13 protein-coding genes and 1 tRNA gene are annotated in these 20,127 nt (G+C 41.0%); 6 read left to right on the forward strand and 8 right to left on the reverse strand.

What is annotated here, in order from left to right; translation table 11 throughout:
* Window positions 1-3 precede the first annotated feature (3 nt).
* Window positions 4-1,599 (reverse strand): aspartate:alanine exchanger family transporter, encoded by a 1,596-nt coding sequence (locus tag DXC10_RS04315; protein WP_101544346.1) that lies wholly within the window; start codon window positions 1,597-1,599, stop codon window positions 4-6.
* Between the two features lie 137 nt (window positions 1,600-1,736).
* On the opposite strand from DXC10_RS04315, the gene DXC10_RS04320 reads away from it, so the two are divergent.
* Window positions 1,737-2,126, forward strand: a complete 390-nt coding sequence (locus tag DXC10_RS04320) for a DUF2721 domain-containing protein (RefSeq protein ID WP_101544348.1) — start codon at window positions 1,737-1,739, stop codon at window positions 2,124-2,126.
* A gap of 25 nt (window positions 2,127-2,151) precedes the next feature.
* Here DXC10_RS04320 and DXC10_RS04325 read toward each other — a convergent pair whose 3' ends face one another.
* The 4 genes from DXC10_RS04325 to aroB form a co-directional block, all read right to left on the reverse strand.
* Entirely contained in the window at window positions 2,152-5,400 is a 3,249-nt protein-coding gene (locus tag DXC10_RS04325; protein WP_117737398.1) for a S41 family peptidase, read from the reverse strand.
* 34 nt (window positions 5,401-5,434) lie between these two features.
* Complete coding sequence (locus DXC10_RS04330; RefSeq protein ID WP_117737399.1) at window positions 5,435-6,208, reverse strand: DnaJ domain-containing protein; 774 nt, start codon at window positions 6,206-6,208, stop codon at window positions 5,435-5,437.
* Window positions 6,209-6,474: 266 nt separating this feature from the next.
* Window positions 6,475-6,548, reverse strand: a tRNA-Pro gene (locus DXC10_RS04335).
* 648 nt (window positions 6,549-7,196) lie between these two features.
* A complete protein-coding gene (gene aroB / locus DXC10_RS04340) occupies window positions 7,197-8,258 on the reverse strand; it encodes a 3-dehydroquinate synthase (protein ID WP_117737400.1) in 1,062 nt (353 codons plus the stop codon).
* Window positions 8,259-8,452: 194 nt separating this feature from the next.
* On the opposite strand from aroB, the gene DXC10_RS04345 reads away from it, so the two are divergent.
* From DXC10_RS04345 to cls, 4 genes are all read left to right on the forward strand, one after another.
* Entirely contained in the window at window positions 8,453-8,860 is a 408-nt protein-coding gene (locus tag DXC10_RS04345; RefSeq protein WP_101544356.1) for a hypothetical protein, read from the forward strand.
* Between the two features lie 275 nt (window positions 8,861-9,135).
* A complete protein-coding gene (locus DXC10_RS04350) occupies window positions 9,136-11,901 on the forward strand; it encodes a TonB-dependent receptor (protein ID WP_117737401.1) in 2,766 nt (921 codons plus the stop codon).
* Window positions 11,902-12,111: 210 nt separating this feature from the next.
* On the forward strand, window positions 12,112-15,054 hold the full coding sequence (locus DXC10_RS04355) for a TonB-dependent receptor (RefSeq protein WP_101544362.1): 2,943 nt from the start codon (window positions 12,112-12,114) through the stop codon (window positions 15,052-15,054).
* A 110-nt stretch (window positions 15,055-15,164) separates the two neighbouring features.
* Window positions 15,165-16,604, forward strand: coding sequence for a cardiolipin synthase (cls, locus tag DXC10_RS04360; RefSeq protein ID WP_101544364.1), 1,440 nt, complete (start codon window positions 15,165-15,167; stop codon window positions 16,602-16,604).
* Here cls and rsmD read toward each other — a convergent pair.
* Genes rsmD through DXC10_RS04375 form a run of 3 tightly spaced genes read right to left on the reverse strand, consistent with a single transcriptional unit; the run spans window position 16,599 to window position 18,607 of the window.
* The gene (gene rsmD / locus DXC10_RS04365) at window positions 16,599-17,135 is read right to left on the reverse strand and encodes a 16S rRNA (guanine(966)-N(2))-methyltransferase RsmD (protein ID WP_101544367.1); all 537 of its coding nucleotides are present in this window, start codon (window positions 17,133-17,135) and stop codon (window positions 16,599-16,601) included. The two genes, cls and rsmD, sit on opposite strands and share 6 nt — an antisense overlap.
* Window positions 17,126-17,905 (reverse strand): DUF3822 family protein, encoded by a 780-nt coding sequence (locus DXC10_RS04370; protein WP_117737402.1) that lies wholly within the window; start codon window positions 17,903-17,905, stop codon window positions 17,126-17,128. The genes rsmD and DXC10_RS04370 overlap by 10 nt, the downstream gene beginning before the upstream one ends.
* Before the next feature lie 15 nt (window positions 17,906-17,920).
* Window positions 17,921-18,607: a hypothetical protein gene (locus tag DXC10_RS04375; RefSeq protein ID WP_117737403.1), complete on the reverse strand. Its 687-nt coding sequence runs from the start codon at window positions 18,605-18,607 to the stop codon at window positions 17,921-17,923.
* 95 nt (window positions 18,608-18,702) lie between these two features.
* Here DXC10_RS04375 and DXC10_RS04380 point away from each other — a divergent pair, with 95 nt between their 5' ends.
* Window positions 18,703-20,121, forward strand: a complete 1,419-nt coding sequence (locus tag DXC10_RS04380) for an ATP-dependent RecD-like DNA helicase (RefSeq protein ID WP_101544374.1) — start codon at window positions 18,703-18,705, stop codon at window positions 20,119-20,121.
* The last annotated feature ends 6 nt before the right edge of the window (window positions 20,122-20,127 follow it).

Genomic DNA, 20,127 nt, shown 5'->3' on the forward strand with positions numbered 1-20,127 from the left:
CTCTTAGACCACTGTCGCAATTATTTGTATAAACAGAATAAGGAATACCATGGCAATGGGATATACCGTTGCATAAGCTACACTGGGAATATTGCTGTCTGTCATAGAGTCGGCGGCTGCAAGTCCTGGTGTACTGGTCATTCCACCGGTAATGGTTCCCATTAAATCAAGAATGCTGATTTTGAAAATGAACCGTCCGGCAAGTACGGCTATCAGCATGGGAACCAACGTAATGGCGGCACCTACTCCGAACAGTAACCAACCGCTTTCTTGAAAAGTCGCTACAAGATTTTTTCCTGCCGATGTTCCTACCTCAGCAAGAAACAGTAAAAGACCTAACTGACGTAATAATTGGTTGGCATGGCCGGACATCGACCAGATGATAGGACCGGTTTTACCGATTGCACTCAAGAAAAGGGCAACCATCAGGATACCGCCTGTCAGCCCCGGAGAAAAGGACAAGCCGCCAGGAAAGGAGATATTCAATTTACCAAACAATACGCCAAGTACGATACCCATAGCGATAGGGAAGAAATCGGTGTCGGATAATTTCTTGGCATTATTTCCCAACAGGCGCGCCAGGCCTTTAATGCCTTCTTTTTCGCCTACTACCATCAATTTGTCGCCGAATTTCAAAGCAAGGTCGGGTGAAGGTGACAGGTCGATGCCGCTTCGGCGGATACGTGTCACCGTACAACCAAAATTTTTCATCAGGTTGAGGTCGCCCAATTGTTTGTTTATCATATCTTTTTTAGTTAGTAGCAAAGATTCAATTTCCTGTGTGTTTGCCAACGGTAACTCACCTTCCTCCCTTTCTCCTACCAGTACTGCGAGCTGATTTAAGGCGTCTTCACTGCCTACAGCTTGTATGTAGTCTCCTTCGTGGAGTACGGTATGGGCAGTCGGAATGGATATTTGTTCTCCGTGTTTATGGCGGGAGATTACTGCACCGGTCATGGCGCGGGCGTTGATTTGTGCCAGACTACGACCGAAGATTATAGCATTAGTGATACGGTAAATGCAGGTATTCAGTTCTGGGTATTGACCGCGACGCTCTTTTTCAAGACGACGTGCTTCTTTATCCAGATCGATATGCATAACACGGGGAAGTAGTTTTACAAACAAGATAACCCCGATAACGCCAAACGGATAAGCGATACCGTAGGCAATAGATGCCAACGGAGAGTGGGTACTGTCTATGGCGACAGCAAGTCCGGGAGTACTAGTCAGTGCACCTGCTATCAGTCCTACAACACTAGAGGTGTCAATATCGAAAGCATATTTAAGTCCGACAGCTGTCAGCGCTGCGGAACAGATGATCAGCATGGTAATGATGATAAGTGTCTTTCCTTTACTCCGGAAGGAATCAAAAAAGCCAGGCCCTGCCTGGATGCCTATAGTGAAGATAAAAAGTACAAGGCCGAAGTTTCCAAGTTCTTTGGGAATGACAACGCCAAAGTGTCCGAAGAGTAGGGCGATGAAAATTACTGCGGAGACATCAAGGGATAATCCTTTGATTTGAATTCTTCCCAACATGAAGCCTAAAGCCACGATGAGGAAAAGGGCGAAATAGGAGGAATTGAGCAGGTCTGTAAACATAGGTTTAGAGAGTTGTTTTTTAGGAAACAAAGATAAGGCAAAAAAGTGAGATGGAAAAAGTATTATCTTCTGATGATAAACATGTCGTTACATTCTTTCGTTTATATTTGCAGATACAAACTTAGAAACTGATTCTTATGCAAATAGATCTGACTACTCCCGCTTTGCTGTTTTCGGCAATTTCTCTGATTATGTTGGCATATACTAACCGTTTTCTGTCTTATGCCAGCTTGGTACGTACTTTGAAGGAACAACATCAGAAGAACCATTCCTCGGTGACTGCCGCACAGATTGCCAACTTGCGAAAAAGACTATACCTGACACGTGCTATGCAGGTATCAGGTATAGCGAGTTTATTACTGTGCGTAGTCAGTATGTTCTTTATTTATATCCGGCTTTATCTTGCTTCGGTCTATATTTTCGGCCTTGCTTTGGTATTGCTGATCATTTCGCTGGCCATTTCGGTGTACGAGATTTATATTTCGGTGAAAGCGTTAGAAATACACCTCAATGATATGGATGAGTAAATCCATATCATTGAAACCTGTTTTTTTACTTATTTTCATCCAACTCTTTCAACAGCTCTTCCACTGCTGTCTTCAATTGTGTGTCTTCTCCTTTGACGATAGCTTCAGGGTCATTGGCCACTTTGATATCCGGTTCCAATTGGGTGTTTTCCAGATAATTGCCATCAGGCAGACGATAACCTATCACCGGAATACCGAAAACAAGTGATGTGTCTTGTAAGCGTTCCCATGATACACTAGTCATGGTTCCTGGAACGGGCATACCTACCAGCTTACCTAATTTCTGATGACTGTACACCCACGGTGTACCATGTGCGTTGGAATAATTGGCTTCGCACGTCAACATGATGGAAGGTTTGTTCCAACGGCGACTGGGCATATCGCAGGCTTCACGTCCACGAACTACCTGCGTGAAATACTTTTTACCACTGAACAACACCTCTATATCTTCGTGTAGACGACCACCACCGTTGAAACGAGTGTCAATGACGATACCCTCACGATTGTTGTATTTTCCTAAAATGTCCGAATAAACGGAACGGAAACTGTCATCGCCCATCGACTCGATATGGACATAACCCAAACGACCGTTAGACCATTTATCCACATCGGCAGCACGTTGTTTCACCCAACGGGTATAGAGTAAATCGTTTAGTGTACCGTTACTGATAGGGATTACCACTTCTTCCCAGCGTTCTTTGGTTTGTGGATTGTAAAGTGAGACGAGGGTTTTCTTCTTTGTCTTATTATTAAGTAAGGTATAATAGTCCATTTCGGGAGTGATTTCCGTACCATCAATTTTTTCGATTACCATACCCGGTTTTACTTCTGTATTAGCTCTGTCGAAAGGACCTTTCTCTATCACTTCCGAAATAAGCATACCTTTACCTATGTAATTCCAATCGAAGAGTAGTCCCAAGCTTGAAGTCGGTTCACTTTGTCCACTTGGATAATAGCGTCCTCCAGTGTGCGATACATTCAGTTCACCCAACCATTCACTCAGTAGTTCGGCAAAGTCATAATTATTGTTGATGTGGGGTAGGAACTTACGATAAGCAGCACTCATGGCATCCCAATCTACACCGTGCATATTGGTGTTGTAGAAACGTTTTTGCTGTTGTTTATACACATGGTCGAACATATACTCGCGTTCAGCTTCCAAGTTCATCTTCACATTGGCACGATAAGTGATAGGTTTCAGGCTATTGGAGACCATATCCATCTTCTTCATGTTACTGCTACCCAGCAGGAAGAGATTCTTTCCCCCCTTATCCAGCTGCATAGAAGCCCATCCTGTGTCCATCTTGTGGAGTAATTTGGTGTCTTTTTTTCGAATATCCATCTTCCAGAGGTCATATCCCCCTTCAAAAGCTGCGAAATAGTAGAGGGTTTCACCGTCTTTGGAAATGATGGCATTACCCAGATCGGAAGAATTTGGAGTGAGACGTACAATGCGGTCTTCGATGTTCTTCAATTCTACAACGATCTCCTTTACTCTTGTTTCGGCATCATTATCTTCTTTTTTGTTTTCTTTCTTTTTATCTTTACTGTCAGCATCTTTCTTCTGTTCTTTTTCCAGTTCCTTGCGCAGTTCGTAATCTTCTTTACTCAGGCTATATTTGTCGTAAGCATCTTGATTGAGGAATACCAACATGACGTCGTTTTGCGAACCCCATGACGCATGAGCGCGCATACCGTAACGCTCAGTGATGAAGAGAATGGCATTGCCGTCAAGTACGAAACGGGGAGAACCACTCATATATCCACTATTCGTTAGATTGGCAATCTCACCTTTACCATCTGCACTGACAAGACCTATATCAGAGTATGGGTCGTGCTTGTTTCCTGTAAATTCAAGGGTAAACCATTTGCCATCGGGTGACCAAGAATAGTCAAACCCACCACCGGTACTGTACCAGGTTGATCCGTCGGTAATTTGGCGCACTTTCTTGGTTTCCAGATTAAGTACCATCAATCGGTTACGGTCTTCAATAAATGCTAGTTCTTTACCATCAGGAGAGAATTGCGGATACGCACGCTCTATGGTAGCGGACGGTAGCAATATTTCTTCGTTGATAATAGTTGCATTGGGGAAATTGGGGTCTTCTTTCCGGGCGATTTTGGCTAAAATCAATTGCCAGTTACCATTACGCTCGCTGGCATATGCCAAAGTGCGATTATCCGGAGCAAAGGTAAGCCCGGCTTCACGTGCTGCAGTATGCGTGATTTGCTTGGTAGTGGTATAGTCTGTCGAAGTAACGAAAACTTCACCACGAACGATGAAAGCGACCTGTTTGCCATCCGGAGAAATGGTAGCCGAAGTTGCTCTGTCCGAAAAGACCAGATTGACTGATTGGGGCTGGTCGTCGCGTATCATTTCTATCTGTACCTTTTGCGGGGCGGAACCGTTCTGCTGAGTATAAATCTCACCATTGTATCCATAACACAATGTTCCATTGTTACTCATAGAAAGGAAACGTACCGGATGAGTCTTGAAGTCGGTTATCGCTTTTACCGATTGCGGTCGGTCGAGTGGAAAAGAATATACATTGAACGAACCGCCATCTCGTTCGCTCAAAAAGTAGATGGTTTGTCCGTCGGGAGCCAGTACCGGATTACGGTCTTCGCCGGCATGTTGGGTAAGGTTGATATGTTTCCCGCTTTGAATATCGTACATCCATACGTCACGGGTGATGGACGATGTGTGATGTTTTCGCCATTCATCTTCGAAACCTTTACGATCTTGATAGAAGAAATGATTACCGGATTTATCGAAGCAGACTGCTTCGGCAGGTGTACCCAGTATTTGCTCCGTTCGTCCGCCGGTTACAGGAACTTTGTAAAGTTCAGTCATGGCACCGGTGGGAAACAAGGCACTGCTTGCCGGATCTTGAATAGAGGCTGAAAACAATATGTATTTACCGTCTGGTGTAAAAGTGGAAGGAAGTTCACCTGCTGAATTGGTAGTCAGGCGTTGTGCCGTTCCTCCATTGGCAGACATTACGAATACATCGAAGTTGCCGTGCCTGTCGCTGGCAAAAGCGATCTGTTTACCATCGGGCGACCATACAGGTGTACATTCGTATGAGTTTTGGGTTGTCAGTTGGATAGCTGTTCCGCCTTTTGCAGGCACTTTGTAAATATCTCCTTTGTAGCAAAAAACGATTTCCGAACCGTCGGGTGAGATACGTACATCACGCATCCAGAGAGGAGTGGCGGCATGGCCGGTCATTACTGTGAGAAGTAATGTAATGGTTACGAGAAGTTTTTTCATAAATACTGATTGATATTGTTATTAATGGCTTTTACTATTTCATACCTCTTGCTTTGTAGATTTGTTCTTTGGCATTGTTAATATTCTGGAACTTTTCTTCGGCAGCCTTCTTTATATCTTCTCCTAATGTTGCCACTTTGTCGGGATGATGTTTCAAGGCTAAGCGGCGGTATGCGGCACGTACTTCGTCATTGGTAGCAGTGGATTCTATTTCGAGCACTTTGTACGCTTCTTCAAGTGAGTTTCCACCCAGATTGAGCATGGAATTTACTTCGGCTGTCGAAAGCCCCATATATGTGGCTATTTCCTTTAGTGCTTCTATTTCTTTCAAGCAAACGTGACCGTCACTTTTGGCAATTTCTGCCAAGAAAACAAGCAATTGTAGACGTTCCTCGTATGTGAGGTTTACGGCAATTTGTTTTCCACAGTCACGAATGGTATTTTTAAAGGCAAGAGGATCTTGTTTTTCCATCTGTTTACTTTGCTCAAAAAGGTTGAGCAGTATCTGCTCACCTTCATTTACTGCTTCTTCACCGAAAGTGGTTCGCAGGAAACGGCGGACAAATTCCATTTCGCTGTGCATAATACGTCCGTCAGCCCTGATGATGTACGAAGCCATAACGAGCATAGAGAAAAGAAAGCTGTTACGTTGTCCGTAGTATCCTTTGGCCTGTTCGTCATTATAGCGATTATAGTAGTTATTGTCACTGTTGTCAAAAAGCGAACCAAAGGCATAACCTGCCAATGCTCCCAGTGGACCTCCGGCCATGAAACCGATGATACCACCAATCCATTTTGCTGCTCCCATAAATTTGTTTTTTACTTTTGCAAAAGTAACTATTTCAGTTAAATTATAGAAAGACGGGACTGATAAAATCCTATATATATAATTTGTTTTAAGTAAACTTTACTGTCTTTTTCAAGTTACAAATAGTGGCAAATGTAATAGTGGAAATATTTTGTTTTTATCCGGTATAGAAAATCTGTCAGTTCCAATAAAGTGTTCTATAAAGCAGGGATGGATAAAATAAAAAAGGAATCAAGTTTTCACTTAACTCCTTTTATTCAGCTTTGTCGGGGCAACAAGATTCGAACTTGCGACCACACGCCCCCCAGACGCGTACTCTACCGGGCTGAGCTATACCCCGAATTGCGGTTGCAAAAGTACGGCATTTATGGAAAACTTGCAAATTTTCTGGCTTCTTTTTTAGAATGAAAAATAGACTGTGGTTGAAGAAAGTGTGATAATACTTTGTTTTATAGTGGATTTGTGAATGATTGAAGATAGAACTTTTTTATGTCGACTGACATTTTGTATTTTCAACCGTAACGAGAATTCTTTGTTTGTGGGTAGAAAGACAGTTAGCAGAAAACAAACGAATGAAATCTGATAAGTTTCTGTAAGATAGGTGAATATAAAAATATATACAATTCTGTAATCTGGAATGAAGCGTTTTTGAATGGACAAATGAGAGACGAACAGTGAAATATATACTTTTTTTTCAGTAGATGTATATGTCCGTTTGGTGGCATCTATATGTGGATCGCGAACCGTATATAGATGGGACACGTTACCTATATAGATAGCACGTGTTCCATCTATATGCACCACGTCTGAAGTAAGTTTATTCGTGGAAGAAAATGCTTTTCTTGTCCGTTCGGATAGTTAATACCTATATCTGAAAGTTGTATGTAAAGGGGCTGAGACTTTTTTTAGGAGAGTTTTAGAAAATAAGTATGTCAGCAAAAAGGGGATTTTGCTGACATATTGAGAGTGGCAATAAAAAGGTGGAATGTCATACCCCCATACATTCCCGATAGAAATCAAACATTTCGAAAATAGTGGCTTTATCTGTCGTCTGGTTGAGACAGATTTCACCGACTTCTTTCAGTAAAGTAAAGTTGATAATTCCGGCAGCGTTCTTTTTGTCATGTCCCATTAGCTCGTAAAGGCGATCGTACTGCTTGCAGTTAAAGACAAAACCACCATAGTTCTCGTTGACGAACTGAATGACTTGGCGCATTCTGTCTTTCGGGAAACCGACTTTTATATAGGAAAGATATAGTTCGCAAACAAGCCCCCATGCCACGGCATAGCCATGTAACACGGGACGGTTCTCTGCCAACGCGAGACTTTCGAACGCGTGTCCTACGGTATGTCCTAAGTTCAGTGCTTTCCGAATGCCATGCTCTTGAGGGTCTTGTTCCACGATATCTTCTTTTACCCGGACAGAACGGCCTACCATTGTTTTAAGACCTACATAATCTATTTTTTCGGTATCAAAAGAAAGTAATTCGGCAAGGTGTTCCGGAGTACTGATAAGGCCGTGTTTCAACATTTCGGCATATCCCGAAAAGAAGTTGTGCGCATCAAGGCTACGGAGGAATTCTGTTTCTAACAATACGCTGGTAGCAGGGGCGAAGACACCGATTTCATTCTTCAATCCGTTAAAGTTGATACCGGTTTTGCCACCTACCGAAGCATCGACCATGGCAAGCAGGGTGGTGGGAATATTAATGTAAGCAATTCCCCGCTTAAAAGTGGAGGCGGCAAAACCACCCAGGTCGGTTACCATGCCACCGCCCAGATTAATAAGCAGAGAATGGCGTGTGGCGCCTTGCTCGCTCAGGGCTTGCCAAACGGAAGCCAACGTTTCCAGGTTTTTATGCAAGTCTTCTGCACCAATGATGATTTCTGTGGCATTCTTTAAAACGGCAATGTCTTTCAGTTGTGGCAAGCACAAACGATGGGTATGTTCGTCAGTGAGAATGAAAAGCTTATCGTGGGGACATTGTTCAATGGCAAGCGTCAGGCTGTTTCCCAGTCCTTCGCAGAGGATTACTTTTTGTTTACTCATTCTTGATTATGGATTACGGATTACAAATTATGGAAGGAAATAAGGGATTTCCTTCATTTATTGTGGTACAAAGATAGCTCTTTTGACAATAAAATGTTATCTTTGTCCACTGAAAATCTATGGATTTGTAAGATGTGGTTATTATCTGCATTTCATAATCGGTAATTTATAACTAGTAATTTGTAATTGAATTGATGAGAGCTTTACTTCCTGCATATTGTCGCCCACTTGGGTATTTTGTGATTGCATTGGGTTTGTTTATTCCCTTCATCATGGCGATGATGGGTAAAGTGACTGATGCCAACCTGTTGTTTTATAAAGAATGTGCCAAACTTTTGATGATGATGGGAGCATTGATGATTTTGTTTGCTTTGACCAAATCCGAAAGTAAAGAAACGGAACAGATACGCAATAAAGCAACGCGGAACGCTATCTTTCTGACTGTACTTTTCGTTTTCGGTGGGATGCTCTACCGGGTGGCGCTGGGTGATCTTTTGACTGTAGACTCTTCTTCTTTCCTGATATTCCTCATATTGAACGTGCTTTGTCTGGAATTTGGTATAAAGAAAGCAACGATTGACGGCCTCTTTAAACGTAAATAACGTAGATTTTAAGATCGCATCGTGTTATCCTTATCTGAGTAGAAATCCGTTTAATTTATGCCTAAGAATTAAAATAACATCCCCAAATTCGCATTTGTCTTTTCAAAATAGTCCTTAGTAACATTTCAAGCTTCTGTTTTAATCTTCAATAGTTCACGATATCTGAACCTAAAAGGTAAATATGATGTATTTTGGAGATAATTGTGGTATATTTTAAACCTTATGTAAGAGATTAGTGCCTATATTTGTATCCGCAATATAAACACTAATACTACATGAAAAAACTTATAGCCGGGATGTTGTTATTACTTTTTACTCCCGGAATTGCTTTGGCGCAAAAGAACACAGTTGTTGTCTCGGGGAAGGTCATCGAGAAAGAGACAAAAGAGCCTATTGAAGCTGCTACGATTCAGCTGCTTGCTTTGCGCGATAGTTCGCAAGTGGCAGGAAATATCACCCAAGAGAAGGGTTATTTTACATTGCCCCCTGTAAAGGCCGGAACCTACCTTCTTAAAGTTTCCTTTGTGGGATATAACACTCATTTTCAGTCAGTAGCATTATCTGCTAAAGTACCGTCTAAGAATATCGGTGTCATAGCTTTGGCATCTGATGGAGTGTTGCTTGATGAGGCGCTTATCACAGCAGAAGCTCCTCCGGTAGTGGTGAAAGCCGATACGACAGAATATTCTGCGTCTGCCTATCGTGTTTCTGCAGGTGCTATGCTTGATGAACTGATAAAGAAAATTCCCGGTGTGGAGATCGACGAGGAGGGAAAGATAAAGTTGAATGGTGAAGAAATAAAGAAAATCATGGTGAATGGTAAGGAGTTCTTTGGTGGAGACACGGAAATGTCGCTGAAAAACCTTCCGGCAGACGCTGTGAAGAAACTGAAAGCTTATAAAGAGAAGAGCGACCGCGAACGCCAGACAGGTATTAAAGATGGAAATGAAACGGCGGTATTAGATCTGGTATTAAAAAAGAACAGTGGTTGGATGGGAAATGTGATTGCCGGATATGGTAGTAAAGATCGCTATGAAGAGGGAGTCAATGTTAATCATTTCACGGATGAAGTTAATTTGTCTTTTATCGGTTCTGCCAATAATACCAATGGGAAAGGTTTCTCGGAACTTGGAGAAGCTGGACGGGACTTTGGTAGAGATCGTAGTTGGGGCGGCGGGCAACGTACTAACCAGAACGGTGGTCTTACGTATGCGCGCAAAGGGAAAAAGCTGGATTTGCGAGGAAATGTCCGTTATCGGCATAATGAGGTAGATTCGGATACGGAATCATCTACAGAAACCTTTCTGGGAGAGGAATCTACTTTTTCTAATAATAGGTCGAACAGCAAGAATGGTAGTCACGATTTGAAAGGAGACATGTACTTGGAATGGAAGGTAGACAGTTTGAATACAATTTCCGTAAGGTCGGCTTTGGGCTATCAGAAGAATGACTCTTGGGGCAACTATTGGAACAAGAACCGTGACAATGAACTGAAAGATATCAATGAAACAACTTCGCAAAATTATGGGGATAGCAGGAATTTTAATGTCAGTGGTTCATTCACTTACAATCACCGTTTCAAGAAACGGGGGCGTAATTTTCATGCCTCTGTAAACTTTGGTTATAGTGATAACCAGCGGGATAATTTCAATGATTCTTATTCGCAGTTTTTTAAGCAGGACAGTATCTCGGACATTGAACGTAGGACGGCTGGTAACGGCGATAATCGTAATTGGGGAGTTTTTGCCATGTATTCAGAACCACTTTCCAAACATTATACACTCAGTCTCAGTTATAATTATTCCCATCAAAGCGGCTTGTCCCAATCATTGGTCTATGACAGTATCAACTACGATAATCGCTTTAATCTGGACTATAATAATGGATTGAGTTCGCGTGTGGAGAATTTTTATAACAACCATTATGTAAATCTTTCTATTCAAGGTAACCACCTTAAGCAAGGCGATAACTATAAGGGATTGTTGTATAATGCCGGAGTGGCCTTAAATCCGCGTACTACGGAGAGTAAGACAACAATTGGTCCTAATGCTTTCAAGGATTTACCACGGCAATATGTAGTGAATTGGACGCCTACATTATGGTTGGAATATGTATTTTCTCAACGTGAGAGGCTACGGCTCAATTACAGGGGGAATAGTGAAGCACCTAATATGTGGGACTTGCAGGAGGTGATTAATGTGACTGACCCGATGAACATGCGGTATGGTAATCCGAACCTGAAATCTTCGTTTACAAATAATGTGGATATCAATTATAATCGTTATTCGCCTAAGAGTATGCGAAGTATCTACATGAGTCTGTATTTCAGAAATACAATGAATTCCGTAGCCGACCGTATGACTTATGACAAGGAAACAGGCGCGCGTACCTATCATAAGGTGAATGTGAACGGTAACTGGAATATCGGTTCATGGGGCTCTTTTTATATGCCGTTGAAAAACAAGAAGTTCAATATCGGAGTGAATATGGATTTCAACTATAGAGATCAGGTGAGTTATACTACTGTCAATCAAAAGGGGGAGGATTGGGAACTGAGTACTACACATAATTTTTCGACGGGTGAGACTTTACGTAGTAGTTATCGTAGTGACAAATTCGATGTGTCTTTGAAAGCAACTTTCCGGTATAACAGTATATATAATAGTAAACAGACCGACAGTAACCGCGAAACATTTGACTATACATTGGGTGGGGATACCAACATCCGGTTACCTTGGGATATAGAGATCTCTACAGATTTAAACTGGAGGATACGTGACGGATACAGCGGCAATGCTAACAAAGATGAACTGATGTGGAATGCGCAGATATCTAAGAAATTTCTGAAAAGGAAGCAGGCGATGGTACGTGTCAAAGTATATGACATCTTGCAACAGCAGAATAATCAGTATCGCTGGACAAGCGGTACAAATGTTACGGATATCCGTTTTAATACTTTGACCAGTTATTGCATGGTACATCTTGTCTATCGTTTCGACACTTTGGGAGGTAATAAGAGTGGTAACCGAAAAGATAGATAGTATTATTGTGAACAGTGAACGGTGATACTGCAGGAGTATGCTGGCTACAATGATTTTAGTATATAAAAAATGCAGATTGGTAGATGCTTTGGGAGGAATGGTCGATAATTAAGATATTTCAACATGTAAGGTGTTAAACCTTTTGTGTAGAAGTTTGTCAAATGAAGCAGTGTACAAATAAACATTGTTAGTCATTTATAAAAATAGGGCATGAAAAAGATTATCACCGGACTGGCGTTGCTGTTAATAACGACAGTTTCCGCTTTCTCACAAACAAAGAACATTACCGTTTCCGGTCGTGTAGTTGAGGACACGAAAGAACCTGCGGCACAAGCTACTGTCCAATTACTCTCATTACCGGACAGTACGTACGCAGCCGGTATTGCTACTACCGGGCAAGGCTATTTTACCTTACCGAAGGTAAAAGCCGGAAAATATGTATTGAAGGTTTCCTATATTGGTTTTAAAAATAAACTGGTTCCCTTGCAGTTGACTGATGCCAATCCCAACAGGAAAATAGGTACGTTGACGTTGGAAACTGATGCCGTTATGCTGGCAGAGGCAGTGGTTACTGCCGAAGCTCCTCAGGTACAGGTTGTGGAAGATACGATTGCGTTTAACTCTTCTGCTTACCGTACTCCCGAAGGTGCTATGCTTGAAGAGTTGGTAAAGAAGCTTCCTGGAGCCGAAGTCGATGAAGATGGTAACGTGAAAATAAACGGTAAAGAGGTAAAGAAAATCATGGTTGGTGGCAAGGAATTCTTTGGCGGTGATGTGAAAACCGGTTTGAAGAACCTTCCGGTCGATATGGTTGACAAACTGAAAACATACGATAAGAAGTCTGATTTGGCACGTATTACCGGCATTGATGACGGTGAAGAGGAAACAGTACTTGACCTCACGGTAAAGAAAGGTATGAATCAAGGTGTTTTTGGTAATATAGATTTGGCAGGAGGTACGGAAAGCCGTTATATGGGACGCGCTATGGTGAATTATTTCCGTGACAAGACGCAAGTGTCTCTGATAGCCGGTGCGAATAATGTAAACGATCAGGGCTTTTCTGGTGGTGGCGGCGGTCCCCGTTGGCGCCGTAACAACGGATTGACTGCAACTAAGGAATTGGGTGTGAGCTTTGCTACAGAGACTGATAAACTGGAGTTAGGTGGTAGCGCACGCTATAATTATCGGGACAATGATGTGATTAGTCGTGGATATTCGGAAAATTTCTTGTCCAGTGGAAGTAATTCTTCTTTCTCAAATTCTAATTCTTTGAGTAGAAGTAAGAGTCAGAATGTAAATGTGGATTTCCGTTTGGAATGGAGACCCGATACGTTGACGAATATCATTTTCCGTCCTAATCTTTCGTATGGAAAGACGGAAAGCTATTCCGATGGAAAGTCTGCTACGTTCAATGATGATCCTTATAAATATTTCACTAATCCTAATGATTCGCTCAATATCTGGATGAAGCTGATGCGTGCCGACCTGACGGACGATGACGATCCGTTGAAAAAGATTTTGGTGAATACTAATAATAGTCTTTCTAGTAGTAACGGTAATTCTCTTTCCACTAATGCGACGCTTCAGATAAATCGTAAGCTGAACTCAAAAGGACGTAATATTACCTTTCGAGGTCGTTTTAGTTATGGTGATAATGATAGCGAACAGTTCAGTTCTACGGATACGCGATATTTCCAGACGGATAACATTCGGGATGATGATGTGATACGACGTTATATTACTTCACCTGCGTCAAATTACAGTTATAGTGGGCAGCTTACTTATAGCGAACCTATTGCGTGGGCAACTTTCTTACAATTCAGCTATCAGTTTCAGTATAACTATACTGAGAGTGATAAAAGTACATATGACCTTTCTAAGCTGGGATGGGAAATGGGTGAACAGCTTCCGGCCGACTATATAAATAATAAGGATATGGATCAAAGTAAGTATGCTGAATATAAAACCTATAATCATGATGCTATGGTGGGATTGCGGTTTATCCGTCCGAAGTATCAACTGAATGCTGGTCTGTCTTTCCAACCACAGAATACGGAACTCACTTATAAGAAGGGTGAAATTGATACGATTACTACTCGTAGCGTTTTTAATTTTGCACCGAATGTGGATTTGCGTGTACGTTTTTCTAAAGTAAGCCAATTGCGTATGACATACCGTGGACGTAGCAGTCAACCTAGTATGGAGAACTTGTTACCAGTGACAGATGATTCTAATCCATTGAATATCAGAATTGGTAATCCAGGATTGAAACCTTCTTTTACGCATAATCTCCGTGTTTTTTATAATACGTATAATGCGGATAAACAACGTGGCATTTTTTCACATGCGAATTTCCAAACCACTCAAAATAGTATCAGTAACAGTCGTGTGTATAATGAAACGACTGGTGGATGGACTACGACTTCCAAAAATATAAATGGTGATTGGCGTGCGTCTGGTTTGTTTGGTTTCAATACGGCATTGAAAAACAAGAAGTTCACTATTAGTTCATATACCAATGCCGATTATACTAATAATGTGGGTTACCTGACTTCTGGTAGAGGTACTGATGCAGTGGAACAAAAAAATACTACTACAAATCTTACTTTGAATGAACGATTGAATGGTACTTTTCGTAATGACTGGCTTGAGTTTGGTTTGAACGGTTCGCTCTCTTATTCAATTGAAAAAGACAAACTGACACCAAGTAATAATCAGGAACCTTATACTTTTTCTTACGGTGCTAATACTACAGTGAGTATGCCATGGAATATGAGTCTTTCTACTAATATTGCCAACCAAAGTCGTCGTGGTTATACGGATGCCAGTATGAACCGTAATGAATTAATTTGGAATGCGCAGCTTTCACAAACTCTCTTCAAGGGAGCGGCGACAGTTAGTTTTGAGATGTATGACATACTGAAGCAACAGAGTAATATCAGTCGCTCATTGAATGCTAACGGTCGTTCGGTTTATGAATACAACGGTGTCAATAGTTATTGTATGTTGCATTTTATCTATCGTCTGAATATCTTTGGTAATAAATCAGCTCGTGAGAGTATGCAAGATGGTGGCAGACGTGGCTTCGGAGGTCCTGGCGCTCCTGGTGGAGGACGCCATGGAGGTGGTTTTGGAGGTAGAAGGCCATTTTGATAAGGCGCTAATATATAGTTAATGTGCTAATGTGTTAATATGTGCATATTAGCACATTAACTATATATTAGTATATTAAATTATCATTTCTTTTTTTTATATTTGCTTGCATGATAGACTGGACTTTCATAGCAAGTGAAATCGCTGCCGTAGCTTTTAATATTCTTTATTTTGGAGCCATTATCGGAACGATTATTGTCATTGTCCTCGATAACCGTAATCCGGTGAAGACGATGTCGTGGATATTGATACTGATGTTCTTGCCGGTAGTGGGATTGATCCTTTACTTTTTCTTTGGTCGTAGCCAACGTCGTGAACGTATCATCGGAAAGAAAAGTTACGACCGCCTATTGAAAAAACCGATGGCGGAGTATCTGTCTCAGGACTCCTGTGCTCTTCCTATGAATTATAGTCGTCTCATTTCCTTATTCCGTAATACTAACCAAGCTTTTCCTTTTGATGGTAACCGTGTAGAAACTTATACATTGGGACTTTCAATGTTGCAATCTCTTTTGCGTCAATTGCAGAAAGCGGAAAAACATATTCATATTGAGTTTTATATCTTTGAGGACGATGCAATTGGACGTATGGTGCGCGATGTCCTGATAGATAAGGCAAAAAAAGGAGTAGAAGTACGTGTCATTTATGATGATGTAGGTTGTTGGCATGTACCCCATCGCTTTTTTGAAAAAATGCGCGAGGCAGGTGTCGAGGTACGCAGTTTTCTGAAAGTCCGCTTTCCACTGTTCACTAGTAAAGTGAATTATCGTAATCACCGGAAAATTGTTGTTATTGACGGATGTATTGGTTTTATTGGAGGGATGAATTTGGCAGAACGTTATATGCGTGGCTTCTCATGGGGGATTTGGCGGGATACTCATCTGATGTTGGAAGGAAAAGCTGTACATGGATTACAAACGGCTTTCTTACTCGATTGGTATTTTGTAGACCGTACTTTAATGACTTCTACCCGGTATTTTCCGAAAATAGACAACTGTGGCACTTCGTTGGCGCAGATTGTTACCAGTGAACCGATAGGGCCATGGAAAGAAATTATGCAGGGACTTTTAACAGCAATTTCGGGGGCAAAGAAATATTTCTATATACAAACTCCTTACTTCTTGCCTACCGAGGCGGTAGCTGTTGCTATGCAGACAGCTGCTTTGTCTGGTGTGGATATTCGCTTAATGATCCCTTATCGGGCTGATAATCGGCTGACGCATTTAGGGTCTTGTTCGTATCTTGCAGATATGTTACGTGCCGGGGTTAAGGTTTATTTTTATAAGAAAGGTTTTTTACACTCCAAGCTGATGGTTTCGGATGACGAATTGTCTACGGTAGGGTCTACGAATGTAGATTTCCGTAGCTTTGAACATAACTTCGAGGTAAATGCTTTTATATACGATGCGGAAACTGCTCTCCAGATGCGCGAAATCTTTTTACAGGATCAGCGAGAGTGTATACAAGTATTCTTAAAAAGTTGGAAGAAACGCTCTTGGTATCTTAAAGCTGCCGAGAGTGTGATACGGCTTTTGGCACCGCTCCTATAATTGGAAAAAAGAGAAGTTTACACTTCCGTACACTCTTTTTTCTACAAAATGCTGGTGATTCTCAAAATTATCTTTCTTACCATGTTCCAGGATAAACAGTCCGTCTTCTTTCAAAAAATTATTTTCAAAAATCAGATCAGGTATAGTTTCCAATCCGGTAAGTTCATAAGGAGGGTCGGCAAAGATGAAGTCGAACTGCTCTCGTCCGCTTTTTATGTATTTGAATACATCGCCACGGATAGGCAAGCACTTATCGGTCTTCAATTCTTGTATGATTTTGCAAATAAAAGCATAATGATCACGATCTTTTTCTACACTGATAACTTGATCACAACCTCTGGATACCAGTTCAATACTGATACTACCTGTTCCCGCAAAGAGATCGAGAGCGCGTATACCGTCTTCAAAGTCAATATAATTGGATAGTACATTAAACAGGTTCTCTTTAGCAAAATCTGTGGTCGGACGTGCCTTGAAAGAGTGGGGTACATCAAAACGTCTTCTTTTGTATATTCCGCTAATTACTCGCATAGGTTAATGGCTTGGAGATCAATATTAGTGGCAGGATTCATGATGAATACCTGTCGGATAAATTTTCTCAGTTCGGATAATAATTGGTTTTTGTCAGATAAGTATCCTGTAAGGTGTAATTCGTCACGTTCCTGTTCCATACCAAGCTGTTTCCAAATATAAAGTAGATAATAGATTTGATCGTTGATCTCCTTACAGGCAAAAGAATTGGCAAGTAACAAACGTCCACGTTCGTAAGTATAAATGTTTACGGCATCTTTGCACAAATGAGCATACATCTTTCTACTATTTCCTAAACGGCTTTTGGTTGCAAAGAACTCTATGAGTGGACTGGTTTGAGAGTAAAATTTAATGTTGGGATATTGTTCATTCAAGAAAGTACAAGTACTCTTATCCATACCAAATAATACTACGATATTGTTTTTTTGTAGAATATTGTATTGCACTGTTTCGTTTTCCTTTCGTGGATGGTTATGATAGAATACCGTTTCTGCTTGTTCATCTTCAAAAAACTCCAAAGGAATGAATGTAAATCGCTTGTCTGCCATTATCACATTGACACGGCGGAAGGGATGCTTTAACCATTCCACATCACGGAAAGTTTGTTTCAGATTGGCAGTGAGGGATAGGGACTTGTTTACATCATGTTCATAGAAAAAAAAATTACCATCATTCAAGGGATTGAATACAGAAAAAGAAAATCCATCCGTACTAAGACGGATGGATAAGGTATATTGTTCCGATTTACTAAAATCAGTTGTTTCTATCATACGTATGATGGAAGATTATTCCCAGTTACCAGCGTTGTTGTTAGCTGTTTCCAAACTACCAATCATCAAACCGGAATATTTACCCAACTTAGTTTGTACATCTTTCAGGTTAGCGATTTCTTGTTTATCCAAACCATTCAGGTAAACTTCGTATGGAGTCTTAACTTCGAGCAGACAGAAAGGAGCACCGGATTTTGCTGTATCATTTTTGATAGCCATTTCAAACTGTACACCGTTTCCAAAAGGAACATATCTCATAGAGTCTGCATTGAAACCTTTTGGGAAGATTGTATCCAAAACAGCTACCCACAAAGTATCACGTTTGAAGTTTTCCAATCCCCATTTTTTTACATCCGCATAATTACCGGTTTTCTTAGCTTTATTGATGATATTGATAGCCTTCTTTTCTGTAAGACCATCTTCCAATTGTTTATCACTCAATTCACCTTGTTTATAAATGAACGGAAGTTTCTGGTTTTTAACGAAATCAATCAATGTGTCAAAGCTTGCTGTGTATTGCTGATTGTGCAAACCGCGATACTCCAACTGTGCCTTACGGATGTCAATCAAACGAGCGATGACTGCCGCATCTCTGTGCTTTTTAGCTTTTTCAAAGTTTATAGGACCCATAATGCTGGTATAGCAGATATAAACTAAGGCCAGAGCACATAAGCCTAAAACGATATTAAATACTGTTTTCATGATAAATATGTTTTTTAGTTGTTATATTCGCACCGCAAAAATAAAAGAAATAAATTTAAAAACGATAGTTACCGTTACTTTTTTCTCTTACAAAAATGATAAATAACTATTTAGAAAGGCAAATTAAGGAAAATTTTCCTTATCAACCAACTCCCGAGCAAGAAATTGCTGTAAAATCTTTATCAGAGTTTCTTCTGTCGCCCCGTAGTGAGGTGGTTTTCTTGCTTCGTGGTTATGCCGGAACGGGTAAAACTTCGTTAGTAGGGGCATTGGTCAAAACATTGGATAAGTTACAACAAAAGTCAATTTTGTTGGCTCCAACGGGACGTGCGGCAAAGGTTTTTTCAGCTTATGCGGGGCATTCAGCGTTTACAATTCATAAAAAAATTTATAGACAACGATCTTTTTCTAATGAATTGAGTAATTTTTTGGTGAACGATAATTTGACGACACATACCTTATATATAGTAGATGAAGCGTCGATGATTTCCAATGAAGGGTTGTCCGGTTCGGCTTTTGGTACGGGGAGATTACTGGATGATTTGGTACAATTTGTTTATTCCGGACAGAGATGTCGTTTGTTGCTGATGGGAGATACGGCACAGTTGCCGCCGGTTGGCGAAGAACAAAGTCCTGCTCTCTATGCCGAAGCTCTAAAGGGGTATGGGCTCGAAGTCGTTGAGGTGAATTTAACTCAGGTGGTAAGACAAGAACAACAATCGGGGATTTTGTGGAATGCTACCCGGTTACGCCAATTGATAACAGAGGATAACTGTATCTCTTTACCGAAAATAAAGGTAACAGGTTTTGCAGACATAAAGGTACTACCGGGTAACGAGTTGATTGATGTTCTGGAACAGTGTTATAGTCGTGATGGAGTGGATGATACCATTGTGATATGCCGTTCCAACAAGCGAGCTAATATTTACAATAACGGTATTCGTACCCAAATACTCTGGCGTGAGGATGAATTGAATACAGGCGATTTACTTATGGTTGCGAAAAATAATTATTATTGGACGGAGAAAGAGAAAGAATTGGATTTCATTGCTAATGGTGATACGGCTGTTGTTCGGAGAGTTGGGAGTACACGTGAATTATATGGTTTCCATTTTGCAAATGTCACTCTGTCTTTTCCTGATTACAATGATTTCGAATTGGATGTAAATCTGTTATTAGATACTTTACATAGTGATGCACCGGCACTATCCAAAGTTGACAACGACCGCCTTTTTTATATGGTGTTAGAAGACTATGCTGATATTACCATAAAGCGTGAACGAATGAAGAAGATGAAAGCGGATCCTTATTATAATGCCTTACAAGTGAAATATGCATATGCTGTAACTTGCCACAAAGCGCAGGGTGGGCAGTGGAAGAATGTTTTCCTTGATCAGGGATATATGACAGATGAGTATCTGACACCTGATTATTTTCGTTGGCTGTATACCGCATTTACACGAACTACAGGTACGTTGTATCTAGTGAATTATCCGTCTGTACAGGTAGAATAAAAATTA

Origin of the sequence: Bacteroides sp. OM08-11 (assembly GCF_003438665.1) — a bacterium.
Lineage (GTDB): Bacteria > Bacteroidota > Bacteroidia > Bacteroidales > Bacteroidaceae > Bacteroides > Bacteroides cutis.